The organism is Acinetobacter sp. 70_2 (assembly GCF_056736115.1).
On record NZ_JBWZIP010000015.1, the window covers coordinates 1,618,506 to 1,635,748 of the forward strand.

Annotated in this window: 13 protein-coding genes and 1 pseudogene; 6 read left to right on the top strand and 8 right to left on the bottom strand. The window is 34.9% G+C overall.

The genetic code is table 11. The features are described 5' to 3' along the window. Positions 1 to 372: 372 nt before the first annotated feature. The gene (eat, locus tag AC1PJ9_RS16700) at positions 373 to 1,788 is read right to left on the bottom strand and encodes an ethanolamine permease (RefSeq protein ID WP_174743854.1); all 1,416 of its coding nucleotides are present in this window, start codon (positions 1,786 to 1,788) and stop codon (positions 373 to 375) included. Positions 1,789 to 1,968: 180 nt separating this feature from the next. Between eat and AC1PJ9_RS16705 the strand changes: the two genes are divergently transcribed. The 3 genes from AC1PJ9_RS16705 to qhpR all read left to right on the top strand — a co-directional run bounded on the left by AC1PJ9_RS16705 (position 1,969) and on the right by qhpR (position 5,713). After that, a complete protein-coding gene (locus tag AC1PJ9_RS16705) occupies positions 1,969 to 2,970 on the top strand; it encodes a phosphotransferase enzyme family protein (protein WP_311087864.1) in 1,002 nt (333 codons plus the stop codon). A gap of 74 nt (positions 2,971 to 3,044) precedes the next feature. Further along, entirely contained in the window at positions 3,045 to 4,370 is a 1,326-nt protein-coding gene (locus AC1PJ9_RS16710) for an HAD family hydrolase (RefSeq protein ID WP_311087865.1), read from the top strand. Between the two features lie 308 nt (positions 4,371 to 4,678). Continuing rightward, the gene (qhpR, locus tag AC1PJ9_RS16715) at positions 4,679 to 5,713 is read left to right on the top strand and encodes an AraC-like transcriptional regulator QhpR (RefSeq protein WP_000902934.1); all 1,035 of its coding nucleotides are present in this window, start codon (positions 4,679 to 4,681) and stop codon (positions 5,711 to 5,713) included. Positions 5,714 to 5,866: 153 nt separating this feature from the next. On the opposite strand, the gene AC1PJ9_RS16720 is transcribed toward qhpR, so the two are convergent. Both AC1PJ9_RS16720 and AC1PJ9_RS16725 read right to left on the bottom strand, forming a co-directional pair. Further along, a complete protein-coding gene (locus tag AC1PJ9_RS16720) occupies positions 5,867 to 7,207 on the bottom strand; it encodes an aspartate aminotransferase family protein (protein ID WP_002157177.1) in 1,341 nt (446 codons plus the stop codon). Positions 7,208 to 7,457: 250 nt separating this feature from the next. Further along, on the bottom strand, positions 7,458 to 8,027 hold the full coding sequence (locus AC1PJ9_RS16725) for a TetR/AcrR family transcriptional regulator (RefSeq protein WP_311087866.1): 570 nt from the start codon (positions 8,025 to 8,027) through the stop codon (positions 7,458 to 7,460). Between the two features lie 818 nt (positions 8,028 to 8,845). Between AC1PJ9_RS16725 and AC1PJ9_RS16730 the strand changes: the two genes are divergently transcribed. Further along, entirely contained in the window at positions 8,846 to 12,598 is a 3,753-nt protein-coding gene (locus AC1PJ9_RS16730) for a hypothetical protein (RefSeq protein ID WP_311087867.1), read from the top strand. A gap of 341 nt (positions 12,599 to 12,939) precedes the next feature. Then, positions 12,940 to 13,149, top strand: a complete 210-nt coding sequence (locus AC1PJ9_RS16735) for a hypothetical protein (protein ID WP_311087868.1) — start codon at positions 12,940 to 12,942, stop codon at positions 13,147 to 13,149. Between the two features lie 104 nt (positions 13,150 to 13,253). Here AC1PJ9_RS16735 and AC1PJ9_RS16740 read toward each other — a convergent pair. From AC1PJ9_RS16740 to AC1PJ9_RS16760, 5 genes and pseudogenes are all read right to left on the bottom strand, one after another. Further along, positions 13,254 to 13,340: pseudogene (locus AC1PJ9_RS16740) on the bottom strand (PaaI family thioesterase); the annotation flags it as partial. 91 nt (positions 13,341 to 13,431) lie between these two features. Next, a complete protein-coding gene (locus AC1PJ9_RS16745; RefSeq protein ID WP_311087869.1) occupies positions 13,432 to 13,863 on the bottom strand; it encodes a hypothetical protein in 432 nt (143 codons plus the stop codon). Positions 13,864 to 13,868: 5 nt separating this feature from the next. After that, the gene (locus tag AC1PJ9_RS16750) at positions 13,869 to 14,582 is read right to left on the bottom strand and encodes a hypothetical protein (RefSeq protein ID WP_311087870.1); all 714 of its coding nucleotides are present in this window, start codon (positions 14,580 to 14,582) and stop codon (positions 13,869 to 13,871) included. Then, positions 14,579 to 15,991: a glycoside hydrolase family 19 protein gene (locus AC1PJ9_RS16755; RefSeq protein WP_311087871.1), complete on the bottom strand. Its 1,413-nt coding sequence runs from the start codon at positions 15,989 to 15,991 to the stop codon at positions 14,579 to 14,581. Before AC1PJ9_RS16755 ends, AC1PJ9_RS16750 begins: the two co-directional genes overlap by 4 nt. A gap of 5 nt (positions 15,992 to 15,996) precedes the next feature. Further along, the gene (locus tag AC1PJ9_RS16760; RefSeq protein WP_311087872.1) at positions 15,997 to 16,413 is read right to left on the bottom strand and encodes a hypothetical protein; all 417 of its coding nucleotides are present in this window, start codon (positions 16,411 to 16,413) and stop codon (positions 15,997 to 15,999) included. 76 nt (positions 16,414 to 16,489) lie between these two features. Here AC1PJ9_RS16760 and AC1PJ9_RS16765 point away from each other — a divergent pair, with 76 nt between their 5' ends. Further along, positions 16,490 to 17,185 (top strand): hypothetical protein, encoded by a 696-nt coding sequence (locus tag AC1PJ9_RS16765; protein ID WP_311087873.1) that lies wholly within the window; start codon positions 16,490 to 16,492, stop codon positions 17,183 to 17,185. Positions 17,186 to 17,243 lie beyond the last annotated feature (58 nt).

The following is a 17,243-nucleotide window of genomic DNA, read 5'->3' on the forward strand; positions in this document are numbered from 1 at the left end:
AAATTATATAGCTGCATTTATAAAAAAGTTTGATCCTATAAAAAAGAGTATTACTTAATTTGATGAAATTATGTTCAAAATTAGCTGAGTAAATAAAATCCCAGAATTTCTGGATCTAATAGTGATAAGCCTTAATATAATATTTATTTCTGGGCCATATAAGTTACGTACCGTGAGGTTATTATTAAGTCTATTAACATTTGAATAGAGATAAATAAAGCATGGGAACGAAAAATGTAAAAGTTCCCACATTGACAGAGAGTCCGAAGAGGTGATCTTTTTACTGGCGAAAATAATTGATTCCATGAGTCAGATATAACTTATAAAAATTTAAAAGAGGCCGAAGCCTCTTTATTTTTAACCCACTTAAAATTAGTCATCAATCATGGCGAACTCTTGCTCAGGCGTGCCTTTCACCAAATGGTGACGGCTATATAACAAGTAATAGAGTATAAATCCGACATAAATCAGCGCGGCCAATAACCAAACTTTTGGATTCACCATTAAACCTGCAACTACAGCAACAGCAGCAAGAATCAAAGCGATACAAGACGTCCATATTCCTCCAGGGGTTTTATACGGACGTGGTAATTCAGGACGAGATAAACGCAACTTGATATGTGAGAGCATCATTAACACATAAGAGATTGTTGCACCGAATACAGCCATTAAAATGAGTAAGTCACCCTCACCTGTTAAAGAAAGTAAGAAGCCGATAATGCCCGGAATGATAATGGCCCAATATGGCGCTTTATTTTCATTGGTAAGCGATAAGTTTTTTGGTAAATATCCCGCACGTGACAATGCAAAAATCTGGCGTGAATAGGCATAAATAATTGAGAAGAAACTGGCGACAAGTCCAGCAAGACCCACAAAGTTAACAAAACTTGCCAACCATGTGTGCTGACCATATACCGCAATGAGTGCATCAACTAAAGGTGCCCCTGAATTTTTTAAAGCATTTGAACCCGCAGCGCCTGCTCCCAAAAATAAGATTAAAAGTGCAAACGATGCCAATATCAACATTGAACCAATCAAGCCGCGTGGCAACGAACGTACTGGATCTTTTGCTTCTTCGGCAGCCAATGGTACCCCTTCAACTGCAAGAAAAAACCAGATGGCATAAGGTACTGCGGCCCATATTCCCATATAGCCAAATGGTAAAAATTGACTTGCACCTGCATGAGAACTGACTGGAATATCAAACAAACGTGCGCTGTCAAAATGTGGAAGCATCGCAACAATAAATACAACCAGTGCAATACAAGCAACGGCGGTAATTCCAAACATGATTTTAAGCGCTTCACCTGCACCTTTGAGATGAATGCCCATAAAAACCAAATAGCAAATTAAATAAACGGCCCAGCCGCCAATGCCAAAGAGTGATTGGCAATATGAACCGATAAATACAGCAATGGCGGCAGGTGCAATTGCATATTCAATTAAAATCGCAGTCCCTGTGAGGTATCCACCAAAAGGACCAAATGCAACACGGGCAAAACTATAGCCTCCGCCAGCGGTAGGTAACATTGTCGACATCTCGGACATCACAAAGCTCATGCAGAGATACATAAACGCGACAATGACCGTTGCAATAAAGAGTCCACCCCAGCCGCCTTGTGCCAGTCCAAAATTCCAACCTGCAAAGTCACCCGAAATGACGTAAGAGACACCTAGCCCCACTAAAAGTAACCAACCTACTGCCCCCTTTTTTAACTGACGTTTTGCAAAATACTCTGCGTCCTGTTGTAAAGCACCAACATCTACGCTTAATTCAGATTCTTTCATTGTCGTATGCCTTATCGACTAAATTTACACCACCAATAGTTGCGCAAAAGATATTCATAAAACTTGACAGCAAAACATCTCCCCGACCACTTGAAGTCAAGTTGATTCATTTTTTCTTTTATAAGATCGACGGCATCTCAACACGAAACGTGTTTAAAAATTAAATTGAGGAGATGGGTTATGTCTGTAGAACAAAATGAATTTTTAAGCCAAGTTCAATTACAAATACTGGCAGAACAAGCAATTAAGCAATATCCATCAGACTATCAAGGACAGGTCAAACTACTGTGTCAGTCTGAAAATGCAACCTATCAAGTTTCGACTGGATCTGCCCGATATGCACTTCGAATTCACCGTCCGAACTATCACAGCAAACTGGATATACAAAGTGAGCTTGAATGGTTAGATGCTTTAAATGCGAGTGGTATTCAAGTTCCTGTTGCGATTGCAGATCAATCGGGTGAACGCGTAATTACTTTAAAACTATCGAATGATATTTATCGTTATGCAGTACTTTTTAACTGGGTTGAGGGCGACATGCCAACTGTTGAAGTTGACCCCACTGCATTTGAACAATTAGGACAAATTACCGCAAAGCTGCACGTACATAGTAAGACATGGCAAGCGCCTGAAAACTTTCAACGTATTGTGTGGAATCATGAAACTATGGTCGGTGCAGATGGTCACTGGGGAAACTGGAAAAATGCACCTCATTTAAGACCACAAGATCACGGCGTAATTGAAGAAGCGATTGCACAGATTTCGAAAGATTTAAATTTCTTTGGCAAAACTCAGGAACGCTATGGCCTGATTCATGCCGATTTGCGTTTAACCAATTTATTACTACAACAAGAACGTATCGGTGTGATCGACTTTGATGACTGCGGAATGAGCTGGTTTATGCATGATCTCGCCGCTGCAATTAGCTTCAATGAACATTATGCAAATGCACCTCATTGGGTTGATTACTGGTTAAAGGGCTACGAGCGCGTAGGTCATATTCAGTCTGAAGAATATGAAATGATCCCGACTTTTATCATGCAACGCCGCATTCAAATGATGGCTTGGAATGGTTCTCACGCACAAACAGAAATGGCTCAAAGTCTTGGCGATCAATGGTCCAATGAAACTGTGCGTCTCTGCAAAAAATATCTAAACGGACAAATGCCTGTCGGACTTTGAAAAGTGATTTAGATCGCTTTTCTTCATTTTCAATTTTTAGTTTTTAAATTTTATAGAATTTAAAGGAAGGGTTTATGCAAGCTACCCATCAACTGAGCAAAGTTGCCAAAGCACTATTACTCACCAGTAGTCTGGCAAGCATGATTGCCCTAAGCGCATGTAACTACAACCCTGTACAAAACACATCTCCCGCAGTCACTATTACCAAAAAGGAATATATACAAAAAGGTCAATGGGATGCTTTTAACTTTGACCAACTTAATCAATTGATTGCTACTTATGGAAAAGATAGCCCAAACTACAATCCTGACAAACGCCCGTATATTGTCACTGACTTTGACAATACCTCGGTATTTTTAGACATCGAAGAAGCAACGTTAATTTATCAGCTTGAACACTTAGCGTTTAATGTCACGCCAGAGCAGCTTAATCAGATTATTCGTAAAGGAATTAGCTCGCAAAACTTTGAAGCGGTCTACAATAACCAGCAAGGTCAAGCCGTCAATATTGATAAAATCGCCCCAGATATTATTGCCAGCTATACATGGCTTTATCACCACTATAGCGGTCTAAAAGGTAAGCAAAGTCTGGATCAAATTAAACAAGATCCGCATTATCTCGATTTCATTACTAAAATGAGATATCTATATGCGGCAATTGGAGACACCTTTGATCATGAAGTTGCATATCCGTGGGTCACTTATTTGTTTACTGGGCTTACTGAACAACAAGTCCGTAATTTGGTAAAAGCAACGGTGGCTTGGCAAATGCAGCAACCGATTGGACCTGTGACATGGACTTCCCCCGCAGCACTTTCGGGCCAAGCAGGTGTTGTGAAAACCACTTGGGAAAATGGTTTAAGACCATACCGTGAAATGCAAAATCTATTTAAGGCCTTTCAGGACAATGGCATTGATGTCTATGTCTGCTCGGCATCTTTTATTGATGTGATTAAGGAAATTATTTCTAATCCAGAGATCGGTTATAACATTAATGAAAAAAATGCCTACGCCATGGAGCTAGAACGAGATGCACAAAATCGAATTTTACCTGAATTTCGTCATGGTTATGCGCAAACTCAAGGTAAAGGCAAAACCGCAACCATCCAGCGTTTTTTAGTCTCTAAATATGGTTACGGGCCAATTTTTATCGCAGGTGACAGTGAAGGCGATCAAAATATGATGCAAGATTTTGCGGCGACTCAGAAGGTACTAATTATCAATCGATTGCGCAGTCCGAGCTCTGATATTGGAAAGTTTTCTCAGCAGGCTGTGCAGGGCTATGGGCAAACCAATCCTAAATTTTTACTACAGGGCCGCGATGCCAATACAGGTCAATTTAGACCTTCAATGGCCAGTTTAAGTTATGGTGCGCAAACGGCAAAAACTACAAAAAATTAATATTTCACTTATTTTCTCATGCCTACAATACATGTTGTATGCATGAGAAGCCGCTTAATTTCTTGTTTTAGTTCCGCCCTTTTTGCCTATCTCTAATGCATTTTCTGCCTTCTTTTAGTTCGCTAACCAACCTTAAATACAATGATTGATCTTTTCTTAAAGAATCAAACCTGAAACTTAAAATAGCAACACATAAACCATTATTTTATAAATACTTTTAATCACACAAAATCATGGATGTAAGCAAAAACTGGTATGGCTTTTGCTTAATATAATAATAGTTAGGAATAAATATTATGAGACTTGACATGTTACATCTCAATCCTGCTCATCACGTCGATTCAAATATGTGTAATCAGGGTGTATTGTCTGCGGCTGCCTCTGGATTAAGCGAGTTTATTTGTCAAAAAGGTGCCGATGTTGATCGTGTTTTAGGAATTAGTGGTATTAATCCTGAACTTTTAATCAGCCCAACTTTGAGCTTACAACTCCCCAATTATTGCAAGGTGCTAGAACAGGCAGCGCTGGTTTCTGGTTGTGATAATTTTGGTCTGCATTATGGTCAACAATTTCAACCGAAATCATTAGGGCTTATTGGGTACATTGGTCTTTGCTCAAATACATTAGAGTCTGCACTCATGAACATGACCAATAATTTTTATTTGCATCAGAAAGATACGCTTAATCGGATGGTAGATTTAGGAGATAGCTGGCGCATAGATTATCAAGTTCAACACGGCGCGATTTTAACTCGACGCCAAGATGCCGAACTGACCATGGGCATGTTTATGAATGTGATCCGTGAAGTAATGGGTCCTCATTATTCACCACGCGCAATTCACTTTGAGCATACTCGACCTGAATTCTGGCAAGAACACAGCAAATTATTTAACGCGCCTGTTTATTTTGATCAACCTTTTAACTCCATCATCATTTCAAAAAAAGACGTCCAGCATACTATGCCGGGCCGCGATTCTATTTTGTTAACAGTGATTTTAGATACACTGCACCTACTCAATCGCGCGTCACCAAGTCAAAGTCTTGCAGATCAGGTTCGCTCTCACATTCAACTTGAACTGAGTGAAGGTGAACCCAACCTTGAAAAAATTGCTCATGATATTGGTTTAACCAGTTGCACCCTTACCCGCCGTTTAAAAAATGAAGGACTCACCTTTACCCATTTAGTTGATCAGGTCCGTTGTGAGTTAGCCGAGCATTATATTAAGCAGAAAAATATTCCAATTTCAGAAATGGCATTCCTGCTAGGTTACTCAGAAGTAAGTGCTTTATCTCGTGCATTTAAGCGCTGGTTTGGTGTGACTCCACGTCAATTAAGACACTAAAACCTTGCAAATACAGGCCTTGAATAAAGGCCTTTTTATTATTTAACTAATTCGAGATAACGTCTAAAGACACATAAGATAATTGAACAACAAAATACCCTTCAAATTAGATTTAACATCCAACTTGAAGGGTATGTTTTATATTTAAGCAACTTACTTTAATTTTGTTAAGGCTTGATCCAAAGCTCCAACTAACCAATCGATATCTTTTATTTGGAAAGCCAAAGGTGGGCGCAGTTTTAATACATTGCCATAAGGACCTGCAACCGAGGTTAAAACTCGATGAGTATTTCTGAGCTCTTCAATAAGGTTCAAAGCCAATGCTTTATTCGGCTCTTTTGTCGCTCTATCTTTAACCAGTTCAAACCCTATAAACAGACCAGCGCCACGGACATCACCGACCATCTCATGTTTATCCATAAGTTTAGTGAGTTCTTTGAGAAGTAGCCCTCCCACATATTTGCTATGGGTTTGCAACTCTTCTTCCTGAATGACTTTAAGTACAGCCTGTGCCGCTGCCATAGAAACAGGATTACCGCCAAAGGTATTAAAATATGGAATTTTATCGCTAAAAGCAGCGAGGACTTCACTCTTGGCTAAAAGCCCTGACACTGGAACTCCGTTACCCATTGGCTTACCTGTGGTAATGATATCAGGCACAACATTGTGACGGCCAAAGCCCCAGAAAGAATCGCCAGTGCGCGCAAAACCCGGTTGTACTTCATCAGCAATAAAGATACCGCCATTGGCATGCACGACATCAACCGCTTTTTGTAAGAACCCAACAGGATTAGGCATTACACCGTCAGAAGAGAATATTGAGTCCGCTAAAAAACCTGCAAACTTAATACCTTTTGCATTCATATCATCAATTTGTTGCTGGATTTGCTGTGCGAACCAAGTGCCCAAATCATCAGTTTGAATTCGATAATAATCAGGTGCCGGAACTAGACGAGTTGTCGCATCTAAAGGCTGCTCAGTTCCAAGTGCTGGAGAGCATCCTGAGGTTAAGCTACTGGTTCCATGATACGACTCTTGAGACACAATGATTCCTGTACCGCCGCTATATTCACGGGCAATACGAATCGCTAAATCATTCGCTTCGGAGCCCGTACACATATACATGGCACGGTCAATTTCATCGGGAGTGGTTTGTAGAAGTTCTTCGGTATAATCCAAAATATTTTCATGTAAATAACGCGTATGCGTATTGAGCATTTTCATTTGCTCATTTACCGCTTCAATCACCGCAGGATGACAATGACCAATGCTGGCAACATTGTTGTAAACATCCAGATATTGATGACCTGCTGCATCCCATAAATATTGTCCCTGTCCTTTCACCAGATGCACGGGATTACGATAAAACAAGCGATAGGATTCACCTAAAATTTTATTTCTTTTATCGGTCAGTTTGCGGGTAGCATGATCCAGCTCAGCAGCATGTTCTGGACGAAAGCTATTGGTATCCATAATGGTTGAACGCGTACCCATGAATGACTCCTCTATTTATATTCAGCATACTTTTGCACGAGACGATGACTGACGTAGGCAACTCATATGCTGATTCGAAATATTTCAGTATTTGATTGAAGTTACGCAAACCATATTGCTTAAGTCTCTTTAAAAAAACTTGACCTCAGACCACTTAAGCCACAATTTGAAGTCAACTTATTGGTCTGATATTGCAATGCTCAAAGCTCATCTAATCGCTATTTATCATTAGGGCTTATGCTTCCCTCAATCATGGACTAAAGTTTCTAACAAAAGAGTTTAAAAAATAATCCAACACTACATTTCTTTCCTCCAAACCTTGCGAGCCTAAAACCTGTAGCAGTAAACCATCGATCAGGTTTATCACCATGTTGGCATCGAATTGTGGCTCTTGAATTTCTCCGCAAAAAATCAGATCGAAAATTTCATGGCACAGCCACTTTCGATATTCAACCGCCATACGGTAAGCCTGCGGGTGAAGTAGTTTTATTTCAAAAATGGCTTTAAGTAAAAGGTTATAGAGGCTGTTTAAATTGGTATGTAAAACAATAATTTCTTTGAGTTTATCTTTTGAAGTGCGATAAAGGCTTGAGTAAATAATAGCGAGCACTTTCTCTCTGAGCAGGCTTTTTTGAAAGGCGATGCACATTTCGACTAAGCGTTCTTTTGAGCCAAAATATTTATAAAACGTAGATTTGGTGATTTGGGATTGTTTAGCAATCAGGTCTACACCTACGGTGTGAAAGCCACGGGTGGTAAAGAGTTGAATTGCGGTTTGAATAACCTGTAGTTTTTTGGAAGAGATTTCTAAATTTCGCATAATTTTTCCGTTATAAATTCTTGTTGTTTCTAAATGAGATAAAAAGCCTGTGCCCTTTTGGGAGAAAAAAAGGCACAGCAAAGCCGTAAAGACTGTGCTTGGCACATCTCAAGTTTGTTGTTGCTAAGTTTTAAGTAAAAATGACTCTAAGCCTGAAAACCTTAGGGCAATCAAGCTGCTTTAATTTTTAAGCTGTGTCGTTATAGCTTTTGGCATTGATAGCCAAGAAATAATGGATGTGCAAAGCCAACTCCTTTTTATTGGGAGTTCTGCCAGACATTAAAATTAGGGTGGCAGAACGAGAAAGGGTTCGCGGACTGGTGAAAGATATAACCAGCACACCCGAAGGTGTCCCTCTCCCGTCCTACCGCAACGGGAGGAGACGAGGAGTTCACGCATAAGACTATCCCTCAGAAGGAATAACTCTGATGCGATCTTTCATCACGGTCCGCGACGACCGTCTGGCAATGTAGGCCAGCAGGCAAAGAATAGTTCCCAACCCTTTTGCAGTCAAGCACGCAAAATGCCATTTGTTTTAAATTAAATCATTAGAAAAGTAAGGCTAAATAATGAGGGAGTTATTGTTAAGTGGGGCGTTATAGAGGGTTGGAAGAAAAGAATTGATAAATAGGTATCATAGAATTTAATAAACAAGAGTTATGTTGTACTATTAATAATTATAAGAATACACAAGAATTCAAATTTAAATAAAACATTTATTTGAAATTAGTCAAATAATAAAATACTTAGATCTTGCGTAAGCTCGTATAAATTTGATAAAGATATAATTTCTTAAAATATTTAATAGGTTATAAAAAATGATAAAACCAGATTGGGAAACTTTTAATGCGAATTTTACTAATAAAGAAGAAATGTTCGAATGGTTTTCTTATTTACTATTTTGCAGAGAATTCAACCTCCCCAAAGGATGGTTGGGCTTTAACAATCAATCTGCGATTGAAAAAAATCCAATTCAAATTAATGAGGAAGTTATTGGTTTTCAGGCAAAGTTCTATTTATCCTCTCTTTCAGATCATAAAAAAGATTTTTTAGAAATGCTTAAAAATGCAAAAAGAGACTATCCAGAAATAACTAAAATTTTAATTTATACCAATAAATCTTGGGCTCAAGCATATAAACAAAAAGAAAAAAAGATGACGGAACCCCAAGCCTTAAAAGACATCGTTTCTAAGGCTAAAGAATTAAATATTGAATTAGTTTGGAGAGAAGCATCTTTTTTTGATTCAGAATTTGTTTGTGTTGAAAATGATGATATTGCAAAATATTTCTTTTCAAAAGAGTCAATAAAAGGTTGGCAACGTTTTAGTGATTGGTCAAATAAGAAAGCCGAAATCGAAGCAGAATACTTTATTGATGATAATGTGAAAGTAATTTCACCAAACCACCAAGAGAATAATGAATTAAGTGTTGTCGATGGTATTAATGAAATTCGTAAAAAGCTTAGTAGCTCTAATTCTTCAGTCCGATTAGTTGGTTTATCAGGTGTAGGCAAAACTCGTTTTGCACAGGCATTATTTGATGAGCGTATCGGTGAAAATAGTTTAGATCATCGGCAAGTTTGGTACTGTGATTTAGGTGACTCACCAAACCCTATGCCTGAACACTTTATTGAAGAACTAATACAGAAAAATAAACCTTATATTTTAATTGTAGATAATTGTGGACAAGATACTCATGCCAACCTAACAAGAAAAGTTCAAAACTCACAAATTGCTTTAATGACGATTGAATATGATGTAAAAGATGACTTACCAGAAAGAACAGATGTTTATAAATTAAAACCGATTAGTGTAGAAATTGTTCAAAAAGTTATTGAGCGTCATTATCCTCATATTAATAACCTAAACAGCCGTAAAATTGCAGAGTTTGCTGGTGGGAACTATCGTTTGGCTTTAGCCATAGCATCGAATATTGAAAGAACAGATAACTTAGCCCTACTAACAGACAAGGAACTTTTTGAAAGATTGTTCTGGCAGCAAGGTCATGTAAATACAGAATTATTAAAAGTTGCAGAAAATTTTGCTTTAGTTTATTCGTTTAATATCGAGGATAGCGAAGAAGAAAACTCTGAATTAGATTTCTTAGCAGGATTAGCAAGAGTAAATGCAGAGTTTGCTATCGAGGCTATAGAAACTCTTAAGAAGAAAGATATTGTGCAACAGCGTGGAAAATGGAGAGCAATATTGCCTCATGCTTTAGCAAACCATTTAGCTAAAGAACTCATTTCGACAAAATTAGTAAAGCAAATTGATCAATTTGCAAAAAAAATGCCTGCTCGGCTTCAGACTTCTTTTATTAAACGTTTAAGCTATTTACATGATGTACCTAAAGTAAAAGAACTAGCTAATTTATGGCTTAGCAATGATGGCTGGTTAGGTGAAAAAATTTTAAATGGCACCTATGATAGTCACGATTTAGTGAAAGTCCGACTATTATCTTTAATTTCAGAAGATCAATTACTAGCTTTAATTGAGCAGAAACACGCATTAGATAAAGAATTCTTAACAAGAGAAAACCCTCACTTTGTTGAGTTATCTCGATTGATTCGATCTTTAGCCTATCAAAAAAATAATTTTAAAACTGCTTTTAAATTATTAATTTATTTTGCTAAAGATGAAAAAGAAAATGAAAAAAACAATTCAATTCGCGATTTAGTTACTTCTTTATTTAGATTATATACATCTGAAACTCTAGCTGACTTAGAACAGAAAAAAGAAATATTAAATGAACTAAAATCACAAGAAGAATATCAATCTATTTTACTAGATTGTATCTCCACAGCTTTAAATTTTCATGAATATGGATATTTCATAAGAGAATCTAATGAAAGTGGAAAGTCTTCTGATTATGGGTATCATCCTAAAAACTCTGAGGAAATTCTATCTTGGGTTGATTTTTTGTTAGAACTTCTGAACGAATTAGATATTCGGGGGATAGCTAAAGTAAGAACAATTTTTGCAAATCATCTTAAGGAAATAATTTGGACATGTAAAGAAACTGGAATAGTAAAAAAGCATCTAGAAATTTTTAATAAAAGAAGTTTTTTTGTTGAAGCTCATAATAATATATTGAATATTATCAAATGGAATTCCGAAGAGTTAAAAAGTAAAGCTCCAAAGATTTTAGAAGAGTTAGGTAAAATAGAATTTAATTTAAGACCAAATAAATCCAATATAAGCGAACTAATAAAGTCTTATATTTTAGTTTCAGATTATGATTTATATAGAATGACAAAAAATTCTGATGAAGAAGATTCAATAAAAATCCCAGAATTCGATAACTATGATCATCTTATTGATTATATTTCTAATCATCTTCAAAATATTGATTTATTAAAAGAGAATCTAGAACTTTTAATAAATGCAAGTAGTGGCTGGGTAGAAAGCAACCACCTAATAACATTAGGTGAAAATTCAGCACAAGTATTTACTGATAGTAATCAATTCATAGAATCTATTAAATCTTTAAATATTGAAAACAAACTACGTTCTTCTGATTTCTTAGTAGGAATTTTAAAAGGTTATAAAAAGCAATCAATAAATGATTTTAAATATATAATTGAATTTATGATAAATCATGAAAACTATAAATATATGGTATGTTTATTACTAATACAAACTTGTGAGAATGACGATGATTTTTTATACTTTTCAAGTTTAATTACAAGCAAAAAAATGGAAGTTTTAAATTTCCCTAGATTATCTGCATGTAAATTTCATAATAGAATAACGAATACTCAGTATGAAATTTTACTTGATGCATTAGTTAATATTGGAGATATTAATCAGGTTAAATATGAAATTTTAGAAGAAAGTTTTTTTCAAAAAAAATTAGCTGACAAATATCAACACATCCTAATTAATCACGCTCAGGAAATATTTAAAGACAACAATAACTATGACCATAGTGAAGATGCTCTAGAATATTTATTGTCGCTAGAACAAACTACCCAAAACAAAACCCTAAATGACATTAAAAGTATTTTTAATACTGATGAATATATTTCCTTACATAGAACTTCCAAAATGTTCAAACTATTAAAGCTATGTGTGGAAAAGTGTACAACAGAATTTATTTCTATATTTTTAGAAGATAAAAAATTTATGGATGAAATATGGAAACCTGATTTCTTAAAGATTCTTGTTTATGCAAATGAAGATGAAGTGTTACGTTGGATTAACAATGATCAAGACAAACTAGATCTATGGGTTGAAAACTCTAGATTATTTATCATCGAAAATAATGGTGATATTAAATGGTTAGATATAACAACTAGATTACTAGATATTAGTACTACAAAGGAAAACACACTAAATAAAATTATTGAAACAAATATTTTTACCATACGTTCAGCTTCAGGGAGCTGGTCAGAGGAAATGAAAAGAAGGCTTCCTTCTATCACTGCTCTAAAAGCAAAACTAGAGTTATCACATCCTGAACTTATATCCTTGATTAATCATAAGGAGAATGAATGGTTAAAACGTATCGACGTTCAAGCTAAAGCAGATGAGCAATCTGAAAAATCAAGATATGAACGCTTTGATTGGTAATTTACATAAGGTACAGAAAAATAAGGCTCAATCTATTGGGTTGAGCCTATTTCATTTAGTGGCATTAATAAAAAAAACCCTGTTTTAGCAGAGGCTTTTTCAATTAAACAATTAATTGTTCATAAGCATAAGGCATAGCTAGTGAACCAACCCAAGCTGATTTAGCCAATATACTTTCACCTTTCATCACTAATGTTAATGGGCCAAATACAGGTGAAATATTTTTCTATCTTAGTCATAAAGCACAAAAAACGACTAAAAAAACTATGTGGAACAAAAAAAATTTGGGTTCTAATGCTCACCTATAATGATGATTCAAAAATTTTTTAGGTTTAAAAAACATGTTTGAAATCGATAAAATGCAAGAAGAAATGAATACTTTTTTGGTTCAAAACGGCTATCCACCTTGCTCCCATATAAATCAATTCACATCTGAGCAATGGTTTGATTTTTCACAAATTTCCTCAAACCAGTATCGCAACTTAGCACTAGGGGATCTTTTCAGGAAGTTTGCTATAGACACAGCTACCAAAACTCCTATTATGTGGTAACAACACAATCACCAAAAAGGAGCCTCTAGCTCCTTTTTGATTTTATATAGGTATATCCAGTTTCTGTAAACTTTGATAACTGCTAATTACTATTGACCCTCATCTTACGGCGCGAGTCTGTAACACGTAGATGTAAACAAAGCGACTCTATTATTCAGTCCGTCTGTTATCACCACCTCATAATGCGCAAAGTTTTAAAACGTAAGTCAGGAATTAGTTTTTGCGAAAAATAGGAAATGCTAAAAACTTAAAAATAAGAGTTCATCCCCTTTTGCAGTCGAGTTAGAACTCTGATCTAAGTTTAATACCTTCTAATTTATTAATAATAGGCTTGCTCATATCACAACTTACAGTTGCAAGCTGTTCATCCTCTTGCATTACATTGATGCCAGCCGAGTTTTTACCTGTACTTCTATCAAAGCTATGAAAAACGTCATAGACGATCTTGCCATTTGGGACTTGAATTGAGTAATTTTCATCACGACCTATGCCAGCCCATTGATAGGTCGTTACTTTATTGCGAGGAATAGACAATGCTATTTCAGGTGTTTTCAGCGATTTACCAAAAGAATATTGAATAGTCTTATCCGCATCAACGACCTTTATTACTTTATTATTTTTTGTAGTACATTGAAATATAGTTTCTGCATAAACTGGTGCTACAGTAAAGAAGCTATATGAAACTACAATTAAACGAAGTAATGTTTTTTTCATAAGAATCAACTACAAATATTCGTATCTTCACAGCGAATCCAACCAGTTATGGTTTTATGATTCTTATTAACATAAGAAATATTTAACCATCTAGAGTAAACACCTGAAATACTAAATTTATCACCAGAAATAAGATAACCAGCTTTTTCAGAATTTAACCCAGCCTCTTTATAAATTTCAGTTTTATTTTTCACAACACCGGACTTTAACTGATTACTCCACCAGTTTTTAAAAAAATTGGAATTTAATTCTTTTTTTACATCATTAGCTACAGAATAAGGATATTTCCACATTTTTTTATAGCTTTTAACTTCGATTAAATTAGCACCATCACCAAAAAAATCAGTCATCTTTTTATTAGCTTTACAAGTAAAGTCATAACAATCAAATACTTTCAGGAAATTATACTTACCATCTTCATATACATATTTGGGATTTTCTTCATACTGATCTGTTAAAACATAAGTAGAAATAAATAAACGATTAACACCGTCTATTTTTTGAAAAAAGTAATAATTTACTTTAGGGCTATCTCCAAAATATCCAAAAGTTTCTATTTTTTTAGATTTTTGATGACAATCAGTGAGGTAGGCATCCAAATCATACATATTTTCATTATTATAATGACTATAATCCTTTTTAAAATTAATGCACTTATTTGTATCGGCATATACATTAAAGGATAAAAATACAAATAGAATCCATATATATTTTTTCACTTACACTCTCCATACTTAGCTATAAATTCTGTTGCTATTTTTAATTTTTCGTCTCGTCTTTCTTTCGCCTTTTTCATTCCAGGATTGACCACTACAGTTACTTTATTTGTAAGTTTGTCATCATTAATTTTACTATTATCTTTCTTTGTAATGTTATTGATATTATTGTCTTTCCAAAACCATGTAGCACTTTCAATAGCAGCATTATAATCAGTTTGTAATAATTCAGGATTTTTTTCTATATCTAAACCGGTCTCTTTAGCACAACGAACATACGTTGCAAAGTGTGTTAAATGAATTAGACCTCGTCCTCTATAGTTTTTGTTTGGATATTCAGGAACTGAATAAAGGAATTGAGCAATCGCTGGATCATTTGACATGAAGTGCTTCTCTACATATTTGTACCTCTGATCTAAAGTAAGCTTTTCCATACCATGTCTTTTAAAAGCATTCGTAAAATTTGTTTTCATCATATTATACAAAGATTTACCTGTGTATGATCGAGTGGTATAAATCATACTTTCAATTAAAGCTTTAAATTCTTCTGTCTCAATTTTCCCTTGAGCCAAAATATGTACTAAATCTTTACAAGTATTACTAGAATATTTCTTAAGGAATTTGGGTAAGTTCAGTAAAGCCTGTTGAAAATCTTTCTTAGCTTTCGGAGCCACCTTTTTAATAAAATCAAGATCAATTTTCAATGATTTACCACAAGTTAGGCATTTTATATCACCAACCTCCGGAACTTTTACAGATAAATCTGGCTCATCAGGTTCAGTAGTCGAGTTATTACTTTTAATATCAAAGTAAACAGATAAAGTTATTGGTGTAGTTGATCGAGGTGTATACCCTTGAGGTGTTTTAAATGGAGTATTATCAGGTTTAAATGGGTGAACTTGTATTCGGCTATGTAAAATAGACGTAATATTTAATTCACCATTTTTTACTTCTCGAGTAACCTCAATGAACTGTGGAGAATTTTTAGCTTCACCAACTAAATAAGAAACTTTCACTGTAAGAGGTAATGAATAAACTTTCTTGTCTTGTTCATTTTCATAAAATATGAATTTTGTCTTTGCTATACCATAGTCAGTCAAAAAATAAGGTGACTTAATGGTAGACGGTAATTCTCTCAACACATTGAGCGTTGTAATTTGATAATAGGCATTATCATTGTCGCTATCTTCTTTAAATTTGGTCATATCTGGTTGACCATTTTTATCAATAGGAGCTAGCACAAATACTTCTACGGCTCGACCATCAGATTGAAAAGTTAAAATACCTTCAGTATCACTTGTTAATTTATTATTTTTTTTATCCCCACCAACATAGCGTGTTGCCATAGGAAAGTTCAGCAAAGGCTTGTTGCTAGCATCAACAACTTTGATTTTATATTCAGTTAGTGCCATTGTGTTTATTCATCACTATCAGTTACAGAAATACCATCAAATGATGATGTATCATCGACTTCATCCTCATTAAAAAATATGTCATCAGGTTTATCCATTCTTATATTTTCACTATTGAATAATAATGCTTTAAATGGTTTCGCCTCCGCTGTATAAAATCGTAGTGTTGTGTCCTCATTAGAATTATTAAGATTTCTTTGCACAAGTAACTTCTTACTATCTGTATCTATAACGAACACTTGTTTGTGAAAGTCTTCAGGTGGATCAATTTTCTCACCATTTTCATCTGTATATTCAAACTTATAATTTACTCTATGGCTATAATTATTGGGTGCAGTAGGCAATATATTCACAGGTGAAACAATTTTCTCACCACTTTCAAACTTGTGTTGCCCTGCTCTAACTACAAATTTTCCGCCCATTTTAAATTCTCTATTTATCAACTGCTTAATTTTTTGCTAAATTATATTATATATTAAAAAAATATTTGTAATTATTATGTCTTTAGTTATAGCTTTTAATCTGAATGATTTTGCCATTCTGGCAACGGACAGAAGAGGTGTATTACATTATGGCAATGAAAAAGAAAATATTATCTTAAAAATAGATGACAATTATCAAAAATTGAGAAAAATTCCTTTTGGCTTCTTTGCCTCAGCAGGCGACTACTTAATAGCTGAATGTTTTTATATTGAATGTATGACAGAGACAACACATAAAAGAAATTTAGATAAGATATTAGAAAATACCTACTATAGATATTGTAATTTAAAAGACGTTTGCCATTTTTCAGAAATGACAACCATCTTATTAATTGCAAAAGAGTTTAATCAAAATGGCAAAACTACCAAAGATGCGATTTTAGAAATCAATATCGAGTTTCAACATATAAAGATCCAAGAAGTTGATTCAATGAACCTTGTCGCATTGATGGCAAACATGAATCCTGATCAAAATTTTTGGAATAAAATGGGAAGCTATTTACGTTCTTCAAATGATTTTAATAAATTTGAAGATTTTTTTAGCTATCATGTCTGCCTCATAAAGTATATTTGGCAAAAACAACTTAAATTTGATGACCTTATTTCTCATCATACCGACTTTTATTTTCATGATAGAAGAACAAGTAAAGGCATATTACTTCCAGCAGAAAGATTTGAAAAACTTCCCTTGGAAGGATCATGGATTCAATAACACACCATAGTTCATCAGAGATTTGGCAAGTTCCAAAATCTGGGACAACCTCCCCTAC